General features: G+C 64.0%; 13 protein-coding genes. 7 read left to right on the top strand and 6 right to left on the bottom strand.

Going from position 1 to position 19,136, the window contains the following annotated elements; translation table 11 throughout:
• Positions 1 to 118: 118 nt before the first annotated feature.
• The 4 genes from AC097L_RS12245 to AC097L_RS12230 all read right to left on the bottom strand — a co-directional run bounded on the left by AC097L_RS12245 (position 119) and on the right by AC097L_RS12230 (position 5,217).
• On the bottom strand, positions 119 to 1,477 hold the full coding sequence (locus tag AC097L_RS12245; RefSeq protein WP_479586700.1) for an ABC transporter substrate-binding protein: 1,359 nt from the start codon (positions 1,475 to 1,477) through the stop codon (positions 119 to 121).
• 53 nt (positions 1,478 to 1,530) lie between these two features.
• Complete coding sequence (locus tag AC097L_RS12240; protein WP_479586699.1) at positions 1,531 to 3,138, bottom strand: FGGY-family carbohydrate kinase; 1,608 nt, start codon at positions 3,136 to 3,138, stop codon at positions 1,531 to 1,533.
• A complete protein-coding gene (locus AC097L_RS12235; RefSeq protein ID WP_479586698.1) occupies positions 3,135 to 4,232 on the bottom strand; it encodes an alcohol dehydrogenase catalytic domain-containing protein in 1,098 nt (365 codons plus the stop codon). Before AC097L_RS12235 ends, AC097L_RS12240 begins: the two co-directional genes overlap by 4 nt.
• A 103-nt stretch (positions 4,233 to 4,335) precedes the next feature.
• Positions 4,336 to 5,217, bottom strand: a complete 882-nt coding sequence (locus AC097L_RS12230) for a cupin domain-containing protein (protein WP_479586697.1) — start codon at positions 5,215 to 5,217, stop codon at positions 4,336 to 4,338.
• 362 nt (positions 5,218 to 5,579) lie between these two features.
• Here AC097L_RS12230 and AC097L_RS12225 point away from each other — a divergent pair, with 362 nt between their 5' ends.
• The 6 genes from AC097L_RS12225 (at position 5,580) to AC097L_RS12200 (ending at position 14,661) form a co-directional block, all read left to right on the top strand.
• Entirely contained in the window at positions 5,580 to 5,888 is a 309-nt protein-coding gene (locus AC097L_RS12225) for a BON domain-containing protein (RefSeq protein WP_479586696.1), read from the top strand.
• A 281-nt stretch (positions 5,889 to 6,169) separates the two neighbouring features.
• Positions 6,170 to 7,426, top strand: a complete 1,257-nt coding sequence (locus AC097L_RS12220) for a lipoprotein-releasing ABC transporter permease subunit (protein WP_479586695.1) — start codon at positions 6,170 to 6,172, stop codon at positions 7,424 to 7,426.
• Positions 7,419 to 8,099: a lipoprotein-releasing ABC transporter ATP-binding protein LolD gene (lolD, locus tag AC097L_RS12215; protein WP_479586694.1), complete on the top strand. Its 681-nt coding sequence runs from the start codon at positions 7,419 to 7,421 to the stop codon at positions 8,097 to 8,099. The genes AC097L_RS12220 and lolD overlap by 8 nt, the downstream gene beginning before the upstream one ends.
• A 204-nt stretch (positions 8,100 to 8,303) precedes the next feature.
• Entirely contained in the window at positions 8,304 to 10,106 is a 1,803-nt protein-coding gene (locus AC097L_RS12210) for a cyclic nucleotide-binding and patatin-like phospholipase domain-containing protein (protein WP_479586693.1), read from the top strand.
• Positions 10,094 to 13,993, top strand: a complete 3,900-nt coding sequence (locus AC097L_RS12205; protein WP_479586692.1) for a non-ribosomal peptide synthetase — start codon at positions 10,094 to 10,096, stop codon at positions 13,991 to 13,993. Before AC097L_RS12210 ends, AC097L_RS12205 begins: the two co-directional genes overlap by 13 nt.
• Positions 13,990 to 14,661 (top strand): TVP38/TMEM64 family protein, encoded by a 672-nt coding sequence (locus AC097L_RS12200; RefSeq protein ID WP_479586691.1) that lies wholly within the window; start codon positions 13,990 to 13,992, stop codon positions 14,659 to 14,661. Before AC097L_RS12205 ends, AC097L_RS12200 begins: the two co-directional genes overlap by 4 nt.
• Positions 14,662 to 14,735: 74 nt before the next feature.
• Here the strand turns inward: AC097L_RS12200 and AC097L_RS12195 are convergent, their stop codons facing one another.
• A complete protein-coding gene (locus AC097L_RS12195; RefSeq protein WP_479586690.1) occupies positions 14,736 to 16,388 on the bottom strand; it encodes a GGDEF domain-containing protein in 1,653 nt (550 codons plus the stop codon).
• A gap of 175 nt (positions 16,389 to 16,563) precedes the next feature.
• Positions 16,564 to 17,601 (bottom strand): hypothetical protein, encoded by a 1,038-nt coding sequence (locus AC097L_RS12190; protein WP_479586689.1) that lies wholly within the window; start codon positions 17,599 to 17,601, stop codon positions 16,564 to 16,566.
• Between the two features lie 126 nt (positions 17,602 to 17,727).
• Between AC097L_RS12190 and AC097L_RS12185 the strand changes: the two genes are divergently transcribed.
• Entirely contained in the window at positions 17,728 to 19,107 is a 1,380-nt protein-coding gene (locus AC097L_RS12185; protein WP_479586688.1) for a GNAT family N-acetyltransferase, read from the top strand.
• The last annotated feature ends 29 nt before the right edge of the window (positions 19,108 to 19,136 follow it).

The following is a 19,136-nucleotide window of genomic DNA, read 5'->3' as shown; positions in this document are numbered from 1 at the left end:
GGGCACAACGGTCCCATACCAGGGAACCCGTGGAACCGGCTTTGCCGGGCCACAGGGTTCGCCCCCTGCAAGGGGGTTGGCGGAAACACGCAGTGTGGAGCCTGGGGGTGAGCCGTTGCTATTGCAGTTTTTTCTTCTTGCCGTTGTAGTAGCCTTCTTTGTCCAGCACCGATTCCATGCGGGTGCTGATCTCCTTCGTGCCCTGCTCGATGCTGGTTTCACCCAGCATGATCTTGCTGCCGAACTCGGCCACGGTTTCGGTAATCGACGACCAGGCTGGGAAGCGTGGACGGAATTCCGGCACACCTTGCTGCCACGACTCGACCATCGGTTTCACGTACTTGAACTTGGCCTGGATAGCAGGGTCTTTGTACACCGCCATGCGCCCGGACACGCCACCGGCTTCCACATACTGCTTGGCGATGGCATCCGAGGTGGCCCACTGGGTGAAGATCCACGAAGCCTTTTGCTGCGCCGGTGTGGCCTGCGATGCCACGGCCAGCGAGAAGCCGCCCAGTGCGGGCAGGCGGCCGGCGGGGCCTTTGGGCTCGGGCGCTACGGCCAGGCAGTCGCCGAGCTTGGAGGTCTTGGGGTCGGTCAGCGTGCCGTAGAAGGCCGACCACTCGGTCAGCATCGCCACCTGGCCCTGGGCCAGGGCGTTCACCGCTTCGGCATGGTCGTAGCTCACCACGCCGGGGGGCATGTATTTCATCAGATCCTGGCGGAACTTCAGGCCGTCCTGGCTGCCCTTGGAGGCCAGGTTGGACTTGAAGTCTTTGTCCAGCAGGCTGCCGCCGAAGGGCCAGAGGAAGCGCATGAAGCTGTCGGCCGATTGGGTTTCGCCGCGCAGCGACTGCAGCGCATAGGCGTACTGCTTCTTGGCCGGGTTGGTCAGCTTGGGGGCGTAGACGTTTTTCAGCTCGTCCCAGGTTTGCGGCGGGCCGCTGAAGCCAGCATCTTTGAGCATGCACTGGTTGTAGAACATCAGGCCGGAATAGTTGTCAAACGGCAGGCCATAGACCTTGCCATCCCACGAGCCAAACGCATTCAGCAGCAGCGGGAAGAAGCCTTTCAGGTCCAGGTTCGGGTCGGTGATGGCGGCATCCTTGGTAAAGGTATCCACCGGCACGATCCAGCCGCTTTCGGCAAACTCGCCGATCCACACCAGGTCCACCAGGGCCATGGTCAGGTCGCCCTTGGCGCTGAAGTTCAGCACCTGTTTCTCACGGGCGTTTTCATAAGGCACGATCTCATACTCGACCTTCAAGCCGGTCTTTTTCTCGAACTCGGGCAGCAGCTTGATGATGGCGCGGTAGCCGGGCCGGTCCAGGAATAGCACTTTGATCTTGGTGCCTTTCAAGGGAGCGGCGGCCTTGTCGATAGCCCAGGGTGCGGCGGTCTGCGCCAGCGCCGTGGTGGCGGGCATGGTCAGTGCGATCATGGCGGCACCGATGGCACCTAATACAAATTTTTTCATGTTGTCTGTCTCCTTGTGGTTGCTATGGTGAGGGAAAAGAAAGTCTGTTTTTTTCATGCTGGCGGGTCTCCTGGTGATCGGGGTGGTGGGCGTTGCAGTGGACGGACTGCGCGTAAGCGGTGCATCGCCGGCTTCAGCGCGGGGTAGAGGTCTACGTACTGGGCAAACAAGTCGTTGTAGGCGGCGTGGGCTTCGGCGTTCGGCTCGGTGCGCAGCACCGGCGTCACCCAGCCGCGGCGCACCGCGTCGGCGTCGATTAGGCCGGCGCCAAAGGCCGCCAGCAGGGCTGCGCCCAGCGAGGCTTCCACATCTTCGACCAGCGTGTAGACCGGGCGGCCGGTGACGTCGGCGATGATCTGCATCCACAGATCCGAATGGCTGGCGCCGCCGACTACCACCAGGCGGTGGTCCAGCTGGGCAAGCCCGCGGACGCCGGCTTCTATGTTGTGGCGCAGCGCAAACGTCACGCCCTCCAGCACCGCGCGGTACAGGTTGGCGCGGCCGTGGTGCAGGCCCAGGCCGACGAAGGCGCCGCTGGCCTGTGCGTCCCACACGGGGCTGCGCTCGCCCATCAGATACGGCAGAAACAGCAGGCCGTCACTGCCTGGCGGCAACGGTGCGGCGTCTTTTTCCAGCAGGCTGTGCGGGTCCACGCCGAGGGCCTTGCCGGCGGCGATTTCGGCTTGGCAGAAAGTTTCGCGGAACCATGTCACGGATGCGCCCGCGGCGATGGCGCCGCCGAACACATACAGGTCCTTTGTACCGTTGTTATCACCATTGAACACATGCGGCATGCTGATCAGTCCGTGGCGCGCATCCACGCTGGGGCGTATCGTGCCCCAGCACATGCTGGTGCCTATCATCGCCACGTGGTTGCCGGGCTGGGCTGCGCCGGCGGCCAGCGTGGCTACGGCGGCATCGACGCCACCGGCCACTACGGGAATACCTGCGGGCAGGCCCAGGCGCTCGGCCCAGGCCGGCAGCAGCGGGCCGACCACGCCGCTGGACTCGACCAGGCGCGCCGGCATCATGTGCAGTGGAATCCCCAGCATCTGCAGCGCCTCGGCGGACCAGCCGCGTGCATTCACGTCGTAGACGCCGCCGATATTCCCGGCCGAGCTGTGGTCCACCGCGACTTCGCCGGTCAGGCGCGCATTCACGTAGCTGTTCGGTGGCAGGAACTGCTGGGTGCGGGCCCAGATGGCGGGCTCTTTCTCGCGCAGCCATAGCATCTTGGTGTAGCCGTAGTAGCTGTCCACGCCGTTGCCGGTGATGTCATACAGGCGCTCCAGGTCAATGTTGTCGCGCACCCAACGCACCTCGTCTTGCGCGCGGCGGTCCATCCAGATCAGGCAGGGGTAGAGCGCCTCACCCTGGGTGTCGACGGGGATGCCGCTGCCGCCGTACAGGCTGCTGACGCATATGCTTTTGATAGCAGCCTGCGCAGGATCTAGCTGCGCTAGAACCCCTTTGATGCACGCAACTACCGCGTCCAGCCAGACATCCGGCCACTGCTGGGCCCACAGCGGTTTCGGCGTTTCAACCTGGTAGCTTTTGGCGTGCTGCGCCAGGATCTGGCCGTCGGCCCGCACCAACACAGCCTTGGTGCTTTGGGTGCCGATGTCGACCCCGATCACGCAGGCGGCGGGGTGCTGCTTCATGCGGCGCGTCCGGGTTTGAGCAAGACCTTGATCGAGTCCAGCGAATTCGCCAGCTTGAAGGCTTCTTCCCACTCGTCCAGCGTGAAGTCGTGGGTGACGATGCCGCGCGAGGTCAACAGACCGCGCTCCATCAGGTCGATCACCACCGGGTAGCAGTAGGGGCCGAGGTGGGAGCCGCGCACGTCCAGCTCTTTGCGGTCGCCGATGATGGACCAGTCGGCGCTGGTTTCCTTGCCGAATACGCTGAACTCGACAAAGCGGCCGAGTTTGCGGATCAGCTCCAGGCCCTGGGTCACGCCGGCCGGGACGCCGGTGGTTTCGATGTAGACATCGCAGCCGTAGCCCTGGGTCAGGCTGTCGATGATGGCGCGGCCATCGTCGGTGGCGGGGTTGATGGTCACGTCAGCACCGAAGGCCTTGGCCAGGGCCAGCCGGGCCGGCACCATGTCGATGACAACCAGCTTCTTCGGCGTTTTCAGCTTGGCGATCTGCACCATGCCCAGGCCCAGCGGGCCGGCGCCGGCGATCACCACCACGTCGTCGAGCTGGATGTCGGCGCGGTTGACGGTGTGCACCGCGCAGGCCATCGGCTCGATCATGGCAGCGTCGTTCAGCGAAATGCTCTCGGGGATCTTGTGCACCCGGGCCGTGGGCGGCAGGCGCATGTAGTCGGCCATGCCGCCATCGGCCACCACGCGCTGGAAGCCGAAGATGTTGTGTACCTCGCACATGTGGTAGCTGCCGCTGGTGCAGTAGCGGCATTTGCCGCAGGGCACGATCTGCTCGGCGATCACGCGCTGGCCGATGGTCAGGTCAAAGTGTTCCAGCGCGCCGGGGCCGGCGTCCACCACATAGCCAAAGAATTCATGGCCGGCGATCACCGGCGCCTTGACCCAGGACGGCTTGCCGTCGCCGCCCCAGAACATGGCCGCGCCGGAATGGCATTTGCAGTCGCTGGCGCAGATGCCGCAGGCCACGATCTCGATGACCAGTTCGTTCGGGCCGGCCACGGGTTTGCCCACGCGTTCCAGGCGGTAGTCTTTCGGGCCGTGGCAGACCACGGCTTGCATGTCAGGTGCGGGTGTTGTGCTCATACATGTCCATAGGTTAAAAAAAGGCCAAGCGCTGCCACACGGTGGCTAAAAAGCTCCCGCTGCAAGGCGTGGAAAAGTGAAAAAAGGGGCGGGGGCGGGGCGGCTAGCCGGTGGCCTCGCATTCATCGTTCAGCAGGTAGTAGCGCCTGAACTGCGAAGGCGGAACGGACTTTTGCGCCAGAAACTGGCGGTTGAAATTGGAGACGTTGTTGAAGCCGCAGGCGTAGCAGATGTCGGTGACCGACTGCTCGGACGAGATCAGCAGCTCGCAGGCCCGGTTGACCCGCAGCCGGTTCAGGTACTGCACGAACGGCAGCCCGGTATGGCGGCGGAAGAAGCGCGAAAAGGCGCTGGGCTCCATACCGGCGTAACGCGCCATACCGGATTCGTTGAGCCGCTCGTTCAGGTGTTCGGCCAGATAGGCCAGCACCTGGTTGATGGTGGACGACTGGTAGCCCTGCGGGTCGGGGCGGAAGGTGGGCGTGGCCAGCAGGGTGTTGTCCTGCGCATGCGAAAGGGCCTCCAGCAATGCCAGGAACTGGTAGACGCGCTGGAAGCCGCGCGCCTCCAGCAAGTGGGTCAGCATGGGCACGGCCTTGCGGGTGACTTCGGGCGAGAACAGGATGCCGCGTTGCGAGTCGGCCAGCAGCCGCTCCAGCTGGCCCAGCTCGGGAAAGGCCTCGATGCCACCCAGAATGCTTTTGCCGGAGAACTGCAGCACCACGCAGCGCTCGGGCACGGAGGTGCCTTCGGGCACTTCGCTGATCCAGTTGTGCGGCAGGTTCGGGCCCATCATCACCAGCTGGCCGGGCTCGAAGGTGCCGGTGTGGTCACCCACATAAAACCGGCCTGAGGTGTGGCTGATGTAGTTCAGCTCGTACTCGGGGTGGAAATGCCAGCGCACCGTTTCATACGGGTAGCCGTGCGTCCAGACCTTGAACGACTCCTGCTGCTGGATACCTACCAGTTCGAGGTAAGGTGACATCCGCCATCTCCTTGTGTTCTTGTGTTTACCAACCTGTCATGGACTTAGTTTAGGGAGCCGGTTGCGCACTTACTACTGCGCGAGCAGCCCATCACTGATACTTTTTTGGCTTTTAGGGTAAGTACTTAGTTTGTATCACCCGGTTGGAAATAAGAAGGTCTTTTAGCCTTCTGGTGCATATTCCGTATGCGCTTCTAGCTATTGATTAAGTAGCAAAAAAAGGCGTTGGTTTTTTTCTGGCAAATTGCACATGCAACATAGCCACACGCCATCCGACACACAGCCGTCCCCTGCGCTTGGGAAGATCACTTCACCCCAAAACAACGCACCAATCTCGGTGCAACAACCCAAAGGAGTCCACCATGACACGCACTTTCAACCGCATCGCCACTTCTGCCCTGTTTGCCCTGGCCGCTGGCGCGTTCCTCCCCGCCCACGCTGCAGGCAACGATGCGGACCTGGCCAGCTCGGTCCAATCCGCCATCAGCAGCCAACTCGGTAGCGATGCCAAGGACCTGACGGTGACCGCCAGCAACGGCAGCGTAACCTTGCACGGCTGGGCCCAAGGCCCCGTGGAAGAAGCCAAGGCCCGCCTGGTCGCCAGCACGGTGCCTGGTGTAACGAATGCCTACAGCAGCGTGCGTACCTTCTCCACCGACAACGACGAATAAACGTTGCTCACCCCCAGGCTGCAGTGCTTCGCATCTTTCGCCAACCCCCTTGCAGGGGGCAACACCAGCAGCCTGGCAAAGCCAGTTCTGCGGTGTTTCTGGAGGGCGGACGTTCTGCCCGATACCGGGTGTTATGTCGTTAAAGATGTTTTAGCCCTCTAGCGTATATTCCATCTGCGGCTACAGCTATATAAAAGATAGCTGTAGCCGCTTTGGGCTTTGGAACAGGTGTTTGCGTCCAAGCTGCCACAATCACCCCTGTTTCTTCTCTCACCTGCTCCATGCAAATCCCTTACGAACTCCTGGTCGGCTGGCGCTATACGCGGGCGGGCCGGGCCACCCGGCGCAACGGCTTTATCAATTTCATCTCTGGCGTGTCCATGCTCGGCATCGCCCTGGGCGTGGCGGCGTTGATCATCGTGCTCAGCGTGATGAACGGCTTCCAGAAAGAGGTGCGCGACCGCATGCTGTCGGTGGTGGCGCACATTGAAATCTTCGCCCCTAACGGCGAGGCGTTGCCCGACGTGGCCAAAACGCTGGCCGAGGTGAAGCAAAACCCGGCGGTGGTGGGTGCTTCACCTTTTATAGCAAGCCAGGCACTGCTGGCGCGCGGCGAGGACATGAAAGGCACGATAGTGCGCGGCATCGACCCGGCGCATGAAGGCGAAGTCACCGACCTGGCCGTGGCCCTGCCCAAGGAAACCCTGGCCAAGCTGGTGCCTGGCCAGTTTGGCGTGGTATTGGGCATTGACCTGGCGCGCAGCCTGGGGGTGCGTGTGGGCGACCCGGTCACGCTGATCGCCCCCAGCGGCCAGGTCACCCCGGCGGGTGTGGTGCCGCGCCTGAAGCAGATGACGGTGGTGGGCACCTTCGAGTCCGGCCATTTTGAGTACGACTCGGCCCTGCTGATGCTGCACATGGAGGATGCCGAGCGCATCTTCCGCCTGGAGGGCCCCACCGGCATCCGCGTCAAGCTGCAAGACCTGCACCAGGCACGCCAGGTGGCCCAGCAACTGGCGGGCAGCCTCAGCGGAAATTTGCTGATCCGCGACTGGACGCAGCAAAACAAAACCTGGTTTGCGGCGGTAGAGCTGGAAAAACGCATGATGTTCATTATCCTCACACTGATCGTGGCCGTGGCCGCGTTCAACCTGGTCAGCACCCTGGTCATGACCGTGACCGACAAGCGCGCCGACATCGCCATCCTGCGCACCCTGGGCGCCAGCCCGCGCAGCATCATGGGCATCTTCATGGTGCAGGGCGCGATGGTGGGGGTGATGGGCACGCTGGCCGGGCTGCTGCTGGGCCTGGGCATTGCCTTCAACATCGACGTGATCGTGCCCGCGCTGGAGCAGTTGTTCCACGCCAGCTTTTTGCCGCGGGAGGTGTATTTCATCAGCCGCATGCCGAGCGAGCCGCAGCAGGCCGACATCGTGCCGATTGCGGTGATCTCGCTAATCCTGGCCTTCGTGGCCACCATTTACCCCAGCTGGCACGCCAGCCGTGTCAACCCCGCTGAAGCGCTCCGTTATGAATAAGCCCGTTTTACAAGCTACTGGCCTGACCAAGCGTTTCACCGAAGGCCGCCTGGATGTGACCGTGCTCAAAGGTGTGGACCTACAGGTGTTTGCGGGCGAAACTGTGGCCATCGTCGGCGCGTCCGGCTCGGGCAAAAGCACGCTGCTGCACTTGCTGGGCGGGCTGGATGCCCCCAGCAGCGGCACGGTGCAACTCCACGGCCACGACATGGCCCAGTGGGACGCAGCCGAGCAGGGTCGCCAGCGCAACCAGCACCTGGGCTTTGTCTACCAGTTCCACCACCTGCTGCCTGAATTCAGTGCGCTCGATAACGTTGCCATGCCCTTGTGGATTCGGCGGCTACCGCGCGACCAGGCTGCACAAGATGCTATGAAAATACTAGCGTTGGTGGGCTTGCAAGACCGCGTGCACCACCGGCCTGCCGAGCTCTCTGGCGGCGAGCGCCAGCGCGTCGCCATTGCCCGCGCCCTGGTGGCCCAGCCTGCCTGCGTGCTGGCCGACGAGCCCACCGGCAACCTGGACCGCAGCACGGCAGACGGCGTGTTTGCGCTGATGCTGCAACTGGCGCGCGACCAGGGCACCGCCTTTGTACTGGTGACACACGACGAGACTTTGGCGGCCCGCTGCGGACGCACTTTGCGCCTCAACCAAGGGCAGTTCGCCACCGCCTGATACCGCTGCGCTACCGGTATTTCCCTGTGTAAACCCCGCTTCGCACCATTCCAGGGCAGGCATAGACTCCTGGATTTGTGTATTTATGTATCAGAATGCGGCACAAGCGCGAGCCTGCCATGGTCCACGTCCGTGCCATGCCAGCGCCACGCGGCTGCGCGGGCCAGCGTTCACAGAGTTCAATACAAAGCAAAGGGCGAGTCCATGCCAGGTGAGGGTAAATTCCACGCGCGGGTCATCCAGGTGCTGCGGGACAGCCGCGTGTTTGGCAGCCTGGACGCGTCGGTGTTGAACGATCTGGCGGGCGTTCTGGAGCAGCAAGAGGTGCGCGGCGGCAGCCTGGTGCTGCAAGAAGGCGCGGTGGCCGAAAGCATGTTCTTCGTCATCACCGGCCGCCTGCGGGCCTCGCGCCGCAACCACGACGGCAGCATCCTGTTGTACAACGAGATCCGACCTGGCGAGAGCGTCGGCGAAATGGGCCTGATCTTGCGCCAGCCGCGCACCGCCGACGTGACCGCCGTGCGCGACTCCACCCTGGCGGTGCTGGACCGCAGCCATTTCGAGGCCTTGCTGGTGCGCCAGCCACTGGCCCTGAACCGGGTGTTTTCCCAGGCGATTTTTGACCATCTGCGCCACACCACCCGGGTGGTAGACCGGCACCAGGCCCAAACCTTTGTGGTGGTGCCGCTGCACGCCGGTGCGGGCGCGGCCGAGGTGGCGCGCGGCCTGGCCGAGGCTTTGGGCCGCATGGGCCGTGCGCACCACATCACGCCCTCGGCCGGGCTGGAGCGTGGCTTGCACAACCCTGACGCGGGCGGCGGCACAGACCGGTTTGATGCACTTGAAGACGCATTCGATTTTTTGGTGTACGAGGCCGATGCCACGCCGTCACCGTGGACGCTGCGGGCTTTTCGGCAGGCCGACCAAGTGATTTTTGTGGCCGATACGGGGTCGTCGCACCACCTGGGGACCCTGGAGCAGCGGCTTAGCGAAGAGCCCGGCTTTGGGATGAAACGCCAGCATCTGGTGGTGCTGTACCCCGCCTCGGCGGTGGTCCCGGACGGCCGCAGCGTGTGGCGCGCGGGCCGCCAGATAGAACGCGTTTACCCCACGCGCCACGCGCATGCGGGCGACTACGGGCGGCTCTCGCGGTTTCTGACCGGGCACGCCGTGGGGGTGGTACTGGGCGGTGGCGGGGCGCGCGGTTTTGCCCATCTGGGGGTGCTGCGGGCCATGCAGGAGGCGAACATTCCGGTCGATCTGGTGGGCGGCAACAGCATGGGCGCGCTGATCGGGGCGCAGTTTGCCTGCGGCCTGCCGTTGCAGCAAATCCGCGACCAAACCCGGGCTTTTGCCGAAGGCGGCGAGTGGCCGACCCTGCCGCTGGTGTCTATTGTCTCGGGAGGGCGGGTCAAGCGCGACCTGCGGGCCATGTTTGGCGACACCCATGTCGATGCCCTGTGGACCCCGTACTTTGCGGCGGCCTGCAACCTCACCAAGGGCGGCACCACTGTGCAGGAGACCGGGCCGCTGTGGCGCGCCGTGCTGGCCAGCAATTCGCCAGCGGGTCTGTTCCCACCGGTGCTGGTGGACGGCAATTTGCTGGTGGACGGGGCGATTTTGGAAAACGTGCCGGTGGAGGCGATGCGCATGCGCCTGGGCGTGCCGCTGGAGAAGCGCCGCGGCAACGGCAGCATCGTCGCCATCGATGTGGACGTGCAGGTCGATATGGCTGTAGACCCAACGCTGGAACGCCTGTCGGTGCGCAGCACCTTGCAAGGGCTGGTGTCGCGCAAGCCCCGCCGCACGCCACGCATTACCGAGATTTTGTACCGTGCCGGGCATATTGGCGGGCTGCACCAACGGGCGGCCACCATGGCCCAGGCCGACCACTATTTAGAACCACCGGTGGCGGGCTTCCCTCTCATGGCCTACAGCCGGGCCGACGAAATTATCGAAGTAGGCTACCGCCACGCAATGGAGACCATCGAACAATGGATGCTGTAACGCCGCTAGAGCGCCGCCATGAAGACCTGGGTTTGTCGCTCAGCCAGCGCGAAGTCTGGCTCGACCAACGCACCTGGGCGGGCAGTGCGCATCTGAATATTGGCGGTGGGGCGTTTTTGCTCGGCGCGCTGGACCTGCCGCGCTTCAAGGAAGCCCTGGCCCAATTGGTCGCCGAAAGCGATGCCTTGCGCCTGGCCCCCTTGCCCGACGGTCGCCAAACTCTGTTGTCGCACAGTGTCTCGAACCTGGAAGTGGTGGACCTGGCGGCCGAAGCCAACCCCAAAGAGGCCATGCGCATCTGGTGGCAGCAGCGCATGGCCGTGCCCTTTGTGCTGGATGGCACGCCGCCCTGGCGCTTTGCCCTGCTGCGCGCCAGCAACGTACTGCACGGGCTGACCATCCAGTTCCACCATCTGGTGATGGACGGCTGGGGCACTTCGCAGGTGATGCGGCGCTGGAGCGAGCTGTACAACGCGCTGGAGGCGGGCCAGGCCCCGGAGTTACGCAGCGACCCGGGCTACAAAAAGTTCATTGAAGAATCGACCCAGTACCACCAGTCGCCCGCGTTCGAGCGCGATGCCGCCTATTGGCGTGGGCAAATGCCGGTGCTGCGTCCGGCCCTGATCGAACGCCGTTACGCCAGCACCCGCCAGCACGAGCTGCCCGCCGCCCGCATGGGCCAGCAGCATATTCCCCGTGCGGCCTACAACCGGTTGGCCCAGGTTGCTGCAGAACGCGGCTCCAGCGCGTTCAATTTCTTTTTAGCCGCACTGGTTTTGTATTTTGGCCGCGTCAACAACCGCCAGGATGTGGTGGTAGGCGTGCCCAGCCTGAACCGGGGCGGGCGGCGTTTTACCGACACGCTGGGCATGTTTGTTGGCGTTATGCCGGTTACGGTACAGATGGCCCCCGACATGACCCTGGGCGGGCTGCTGGCCGCCGTGGGCACGGCGATGCGCTCGGCGCTACGCCACCCGCGTTACCCTTTGAGCGAGCTAGGCCGCAACCTGGAGGTGGCGCGCAACCGGCGCGACGGCTTGTTTGACCTGCTGCTGTCATTTGAGCGGCAAGACTATGCGGTGTCGTTTGGCGCTGCCGAGCTGGTCGAGTCGCGACAGTTGTTTTCGGGCAAGGCCCGCTTTCCGCTGGGTGTGACGGTGTGCGAGTTCCACGCCGACCAGGACGTGGAGCTGGCGCTGGAGGCCAGTGCCGCCTGTTTTGCGGTGGGCGAGGTCGAACTGTTGGGCCGCCGTCTGTGGCATCTGGTGGAGGCCGCCATGGGCGCACCCGAAACCCGGCTGGACAGTATTCCGCTGCTGCCGCCTGAAGAGCATTGGATGGTGGTGGAAGGGCTGCACAAAGACGTGGCTGCCATGGCCGTGGTGCAGCCCTTTGTAGCCCAGTTTGAGCACCATGCCGGGCTGCGCCCCGAGTCGAATGCGCTGGTCTGGAACGAAGACCAGGGCACGGGCCAGGGTGTGGGGGGAATGGACTACGCCACGCTGGACACCGTGGCCACCCACCTGGCCTGGCGTCTGCTGGCGGTGGGCGCGGGCAAGGACCAGATCATCGCGGTGGTAATGGACCGCTCGCCCGACTGGGTGGTGTCCATGCTGGCCATTGCCAAGGCCGGGGCCGCGTTTTTGCCGCTCGACCCCGAGGCTCCGCTGGCCAGGCTGGCGGCGATTTTGGAAGAAGCCGGTGCCATCGCCGTGCTGGTCCAGCCGCACACCCAGGAGCGGCTGGGCAGCCTGCACGCCCGTACCCTGCTGGTGGACTGGACCCAGGCCCTGGCCGAGGTGGCCCAGCACGGCTCACAGCGCCTGACGGTGCAGCCCGCTGCGGAGGATCTGGCCTACGTGCTGTTTACCTCCGGCTCCACCGGACGGCCCAAGGGCGTGATGATCGAGCACGGTACGCTGGCGCGGCGGCTGGGCTGGCTGTCGCGGGCCTACGCGGTGGAATGGCACGACCGCTCGGCCCAGGCCACCCAGGTGACGTTTGATCCGTCGCTGATCGAGTTGCTGTTGCCGCTGGTGCACGGTGCCAGCGTGGCCCTGCCACCACCCGGGCGCTTGCTGCCCGAGTCGCTGGCCGACTTTGCGGTGCGCCACCAGGTCACCATCATGGCTTTTGTGCCCAGCACCCTGAGCCGGTTTCTGGATTCGGCCGGGCACCGCAAGGACCTGAAGCTGCGTGTGGCCTGCTGCGGCGGCGAGGTGCTGTCCCCCGAGCTGGCGCAGCGCTTTTTAAAGGAAACCGGCGGCCGTCTGTACAACGTTTACGGCCCCACCGAAACTGCGATTTTTGCCACCGCATGGGAGTGCGAAAACCACCGTACCGACACCGCCCTGCCCATCGGTCGCCCGATCGACGACACCCGCATCTACGTGCTGGACCACGCTCTGCGCCCCATGCCGCTGGGCGTGCCGGGCGAGATCTATATCGGCGGCGAGGCGATTGCCCGCGGCTACCTGAACCGCCCGGAGCTGGATGTGCAGGTGTTTTTGCCAGACCCCTTCCGCCCGTTCAGCCCACTCGGGTCCGGCCACCGCATGTACCGCACCGGCGACCGGGGCTGGCTGGGCAGCGACGGCAATCTGCACTTTTTGGGCCGCCTGGACCGGCAGGTCAAGCTGCGCGGCTACCGCATCGAGCTGGGCGAAATCGAGTCGGCGCTGTCGGCGATTGAAGGTGTATTGCAGGCGGCGGCCAAGCTGATCGAACGCAAGGGCAAGCCACAAATCCACGCCTGGGTGGCGGTTGCGGGTGGTGCCACGGGCACCCCTTCGGTGGAGAGCCTGCAGGCCGTGCTGCGCATGCGCCTGCCCGACTACATGGTGCCCAGCGGTATCAGTATTTTGCCGGGCCTGCCTGCCAGCGTAGCGGGCAAGACCGACTACGACGCACTGCCCGATCCCAGCTACATCGCTACTTCCAGCCAGGCCCGCAAGGCGCACCGCCGCTACGAGGCCGAGCTGCTGGCGTTGTGGGAAGACGTGCTGGACACCCGGCCCATCACCGTGTTTGACAACTTTTTCGACCTGGGCGGCGACTCGCTGGCCGCCGTCACCATGCTGGGCAGTATCGAGAAGCTGGTCGGCCACAAGGTGCCGATGTACCTGATTACCGAGCACCCGACCATCGAAAGTCTGGCCGTTGCGCTGGCCGACAAAAGCAAGGGCCCCAGCGTGATGCTCAACCTGGGGGCCGACACCGGGCGGGTGCCGCTGTACCTGGCGGCGTCTGGCCACGGCGATCTGCTGCGCTTTCAAAACCTGGCGCGGGCTCTGGGCAATGCCTGCGATGTGCACATGCTGCAACCGCCGTTTACCGAGCCGATAGAGAGCATCCACGACTTGGCCACCCTGTACGCCGATGCCATCCAGGCGCATGGCAAACGGCCGGGGTTTTTGGCCGGATTTTCGGTAGGGGGCATTGCCGCTCTGGAGGCCAGCCGCTTGCTACAGCAGCGCGGTTTTCCGGTACGCGGGCTGTTTTTGATCGACACCACCTACCCGGCATCGCGCCTGGGCGGCACAGCGTTCTGGCGCTTGTCGGGCTGGCTGGTGAAGCGCTTTCGCATCCAGGAACTGAGCCTGAATGGCCGCCGCATGGGGGCCATGTTCAACGACCCCGGCCTGGTCAGCCAGGTGATGGCACTCCAGGGTTACCGTCCCGCAGGCTTTGAGGGGCCAACGCTGTTGCTCAAGTCGTCCGGGCTGTCCAGCTGGAGCCGTTGGCTGTTCCGCCCCTGGCGGCGGCTGATGCCCAAGCACCTGTACGAGCACCAGATACGGGGGCTGCATGGCTCGATTTTTGAACCAGGCAATGTCACCGAGCTGGCCACAGTGATCGCCGAGAGCATGGAAAAGGCCGCGCCTTGAGCCGTTCGCTGCGTTGGCGGCTGCTGTGTCTGGTGCTGGCTTTGGTAGCGCTGGTGGCCTTGGCGGTGGCCTGGAGCGCCTCGCCACTGCGCCTGTGGCTGGATGCCGACCGCATTGTTGGCGGGCTGCAGCAACTGGGGGCCTCGTTCGGGCCGGGGGCGGCGGTGCTGGGCTTTGCGCTGGCCAGTATTTTGGTGGTGCCGCTGGGCTTTCTGACCCTGGTGGCGCTGGTGGCGTTTGGCCCCTGGACAGGAATGGCCACCACGTTTGCAGGTGCCTTGTTGGGGGCTATGGCCAGCTACGGCCTGGGGCATGTGCTGGGCAACCAGGTGCTACAAAAGCTCGGTGGTGCGCGGGTCAATACGGTCAGCCGCCGTCTGGCCGAGCGTGGTCTGCTGGCGGTCGTGGCGGTGCGCATGGTGCCGATTGCCCCGTTTGCCATCGTCAACATGGTCGCCGGTGCCTCGCACATCCGCCTGCGCGACATGGTGCTGGGCACGGCCCTGGGCATGGCCCCGGGCACGGTGGTGATGGCGTTTTTTGTGGACCAGATCATCGCCGCGCTGCGCCAGCCCGGCCCGCAGACGGTGGCGATCGGGTTGGGCCTTCTGGTGCTGCTGGCCTTGGGGGGCTGGGCGCTGCGGCGCTGGCTGCGTAAGAATCCTTGAGGCTGTGCCACACCCTGGCGGTGTAACGCCTCCCATCGGGACTGTCTAGGTCGATGGATGTCTGGGACCGCGGTTCAGTGCGGGGCCTCAGCTTCTGCGGTGGAACTGATCCGGTTGCGACCGGCCGCTTTCGCGGCGTAAAGGCAGGCATCGGCGCTGGCGATCAACGCAGCCGGCGTTTGGGCGTGCGTCCATTGCGCGATGCCGAAGCTGGCCGTCACCTTGCGGCCGATATCGAAGTCGTGGGCTTCGACGGCCGCGCGCATCTTCTCGCCCACACCGAGCGCTTGTTTTAGCGGGCAACCAGGCAGCAAGGCCACAAATTCTTCGCCGCCAAACCGAGCGAGCACATCGTCTGGCCGCAGTACTTTTTGCAACACTTGTACCAGCCCCTTCAGTACTTCGTCTCCGCATGCATGGCCCAGCGTGTCGTTCACCGACTTAAAGTGGTCAACGTCAATCATCACGACCGACAGCGGGGTGGTATGGACCCGTGCGGTGGTGGTGCGCGCAGCCAATTGCTGGTCAAAGCCGCGCCGGTTGACCGCACCGGTAAGCGGATCGGTCAGGCTCAGGACTTCTTGCTCATCAACGACGCTGCCTGCGATGGCGATCAGCCTGTTGATGCTGCCGGAGATGGTGCCGAATTCGTCACGGCTGCTCTCGTCGATGCGGGCATTGAAATTGCGGCGGTCGCCCACGGTGTCCAGGCCTTCGATGAGACGGTCCAGGCCGCTGACGATGCGGCCGACCGTGCTCAGCACCAGCACCACCGTGACGATACCCAGGATGACCAGCGCCGCCACGGTCCAGCGCAAGCGCCGCTCCAATTCGTCGATGCGCTGGTCCGCCAGCGCCGACATCGACGCCGACTCGTGCTCGGCAGCCTGCTGCAGCGTGTCAACTGCCTCCGTGGCCAGAGACCACCACCCTGTCGCGTCGAGACCGACGGCGCCCAGACCGTGCGTCGACAGCATATTGCGCACGCGGTCGACCGCGCTGTGCACGGCGGGTGCGTCGAGCGCAGCAGCAAGTTGCACGCGCCTGGCATCGGGCACCGAGCGTTGGTAGAGGTGCAGAGATTCGTCGTACAGCACGAGCTCGCGTGCCAGCGTGGCTTCGGTTTGCGGCAGCAGTTGCGCGGCGCGTAGTGCGCCGTTGGTGGTGCCGCGCATCTGCGCCAGCAGCTCCGCCGTGCGCTGCAGGTGGTTGACGTGCTCGTAGGGCAATCCGACGGTGACCATACCGCTGGCCAGGCGCCCAGCCGCGGTGTCCTGGATGGCCGCTGTCAACGCAGTGTAGAAGTTGAAAGCATCCGCAGGCACCAGCTCGCGCCGGTCGATTTGCGCGCGCACTTGGGCGAGCTGGTCGGTTCGCGCGCTGACCGCTGGCGGCGGTGTGGCGCGGGCCGGGTCTGCGGCCAGGGGCGCAACAAACAGGGTCGCCACACGCTCGTCCAGCCGCTGGCGCACGACGCCCAACTCGGCCGGGCTCGTGCGTGCCGTTTGCGACAGCCAGCCGTTGCTGAGCCCGCGTTCCTGCGCGGCTATGCGTGCGGCTTCTGAATACAGGGTGGCGCTGGCCAGGTCCGCGCGCACGGCGGTCAATTGCGCTGATTGCGCGCGCAGTTGCAGATACTGGAGCAGCGCACCCGTCCAAATTGACGCTGTGGCTACGGCACCGAGGATGAGCAACTGGTGGCGAATTGAGAATTTGAGGCTTGGCATAGGGTTTACGAGACTGTTACGCCTTTATACCAGCGCGGCGTTGGAACGTTTTCATTGCAATTAAAGCCGCATTACCGTCCAAGAGATCGATTTGCAACCTATCGTAGTGGGTCCTTGTGGCGATAGCTTCACCATTCTGTAGATGTGTTTTTTGCGTGCCAGGGTGCTGGGGTCGTCATGGCCCCAGCAACACCAGCCGCGCCTCTGCCGCGCCAAACACGCAGCCCACATCGTGCGCGCAGCCCGGTACCACCGTCACCGTGCGCTGCAGGGCTGGTGCCACCTGAGCCCGGTCGTACGCAGCATAGGCCAGCGCGCGCTGCAGCCGGTACGGCCCCTGGGCGTTGGCGGCGCAGGATGTGTCCAGGATGGGGTAGAAGCTGCCGCGGGCCGCACTGCTGTCCAGCGCGCCAGCGAGGTAGTGGATGTCGGCCTGGGCGTAGTGGGCACGTGCCTGGGCTGCGCTGCGGGGCAGGCTGGCGGGCAGATCGTCGGTGCCGTATTTCCAACGGTTTTGCGCGGCGCAGGCCCCATCGGCGAAGGGCCGCCCAGGGTCAAAGTACAGCCAGGTGCCGGGGGAGGCCACCACGTAGCGCAGCGCGACACCCGGCGGCGGCGCAGTTGCGAAACCGATGTAGTGCTGCACCATCTGCGCCCCGGCAGAAAACCCGGCGATGGTGATGGTTTGCAGACTGGGCCACTGCCGGTGCAACTCCACCACTAGCGCGTCCAGCGCGGCGAACGAGGTTAGCCCTGCTTCATTGCGTGCATTGTGCGCCCGGCCACCGGCCATCCACGAGGCGCAGATCCACAGCAGATCCCCGTCTTGCGCCTCGGGCACGCCTGCCGTATGGCATGGGGCGGCATCTGCCGCATCGACCTGGAACACCGGTGCCACTACCATGCTGCGGTCTAATCCGCCACCGTGCTGCACGGCAGCCAGAGCGGCATTAAAGGTTTTGTTGGCATCGCGCGGATGGCCGTGCACGGCGACCAGCGCCGCGGTGGGCGTGCGCGCACCGGGAGCCAGCGAGGCATAAAAATGCATGCGCCCGGCGCCGCCCGCAGGCGTGAAGGCGAAGTAGCAGGCGGTAGATGCGGCGGCCGCGCAGTCTGTGGGTGCATCTGCCAGCACCGGCGATGGGCACAGCAGCCCCAGCAGCAAGCCTGCGCCTAAAAGCCGGGAGCGGGCATGGGAAAATCGTATATCCATGGTGCGGGTATTAATTGTTATATTTTGTGTGGTATGTGTTGATTATGTAAAAATATGGGCCAAATAAAATAATAGTTGATTTAAAAAATAAGCACCGCATATTAATAATAATTAGATACCGTATCCATGAAGCATTCGCGCGCATCCCGTACCCGCACAGCCGTCCGCCATAGCCTGCGCAAGGCCTTTGCCTTTTTACCCCGTCCACTGCGGTTTTCCATTTACCGGTCTTTTGTGGATTGCGACCCAAATCCCGATGCGCGGCTGGTGCTGAAAATCGCCGACACCCAGGACGAGTTGGAAGCCTGTTTCAAGCTGCTGCACGATGCCTATGTGGGCAGTGGTTTCATGCAACCCGACCCATCCGGGTTGCGGGCTACGGTGTACCACGCGCTGCCGACCACCACCACACTGTGCGCCAAGTTTGACGGTGAAGTGGTGGGCACCATTTCACTGATCCGCCAGAGCAGTTTTGGTTTCCCCATGCAGGCGATTTTTGACCTGAACGCGGTCCATGCCGAGCGCGGCAAGATCGCCGAAATATCGGCTCTGGCGGTGCACCCCCGGTTCCGCAAAAGTGGTGGCTCCATCCTGTTCCCGCTGATGAAGTTCATGTACCAGTACAGCACCGCATTTTTCGACACCAGCCACCTGGTGATTGCGGTGAACCCGGACCGGATCGAGATGTACGAGTCGCTGCTGTTTTTCAAGCGGCTACAAAAACACGCAGTGCAAAACTACGACTTTGCCAATGGCGCACCGGCGATTGGGGCCACGCTGAATTTGACCCAGGCCCCCAAACTATTCAAAAAAATATACGGCGGTAAACCGAAACGTAAAAACCTGTATTTTTATTTCATTAAAACCAAGCTTAAAAATATTATCTTGCCGACCCGCCGGTATTTCACTACCAACGATCCGGTAATGACCCCCGAGATGCTGGACTATTTTTTCAACCAGCGGACCCAGGTGTTTGCCCATTTGTCCGAGCGTGAAAAGATGTTGCTGGCCGCCACGTATGGCACGCCCCACATGCCGGACTACCAGGCCGTGCTACCCGCCGTGGCCGCGCCCAGCGCAGGGGGGCAGGGGCTGCGCCAGCACCAGCGTTATTCGTTGAAGTGCCGGGGCAGCTTGGTGGTGGGCGACCAGACCATCGACCTGCAGGTGGTCGAGTTGTCTGACGATGGTTTCCAGGCCCATGCGAAAAGCGACGTGCCCTTGCGCGTCTGGTCGGGGGTACAGATCCAGCTCGGCAGTTCCGAGGTATCGCACATGCAGGTGATGGCGGTACGCGGTGGCTTGCATGGCGACTACCACCACTACGGCTTCCAACTGGGCCAGCCAGACCTGGCCTGGCGCAAGTTTGTGTCGGCGCTGAAGTCTGGCGTTACCGCCAAAGACCTGGACAACGCCACCCTGTTTTTGCACGGCCACCACGACCTGGATGCCATCACCGTGCCACACGGTTTGGAGATGCCGGAGTTGGACGACACCCGGCCCTGATGCGGAGGTAAGGGGTACAGTCGGCCCCT

It is taken from the genome of Rhodoferax sp. RT5P35, assembly GCF_056521385.1.
The sequence above is the reverse complement of the archived record's forward strand: the minus strand, read 5'-3'. Positions and strand labels throughout refer to the sequence as shown.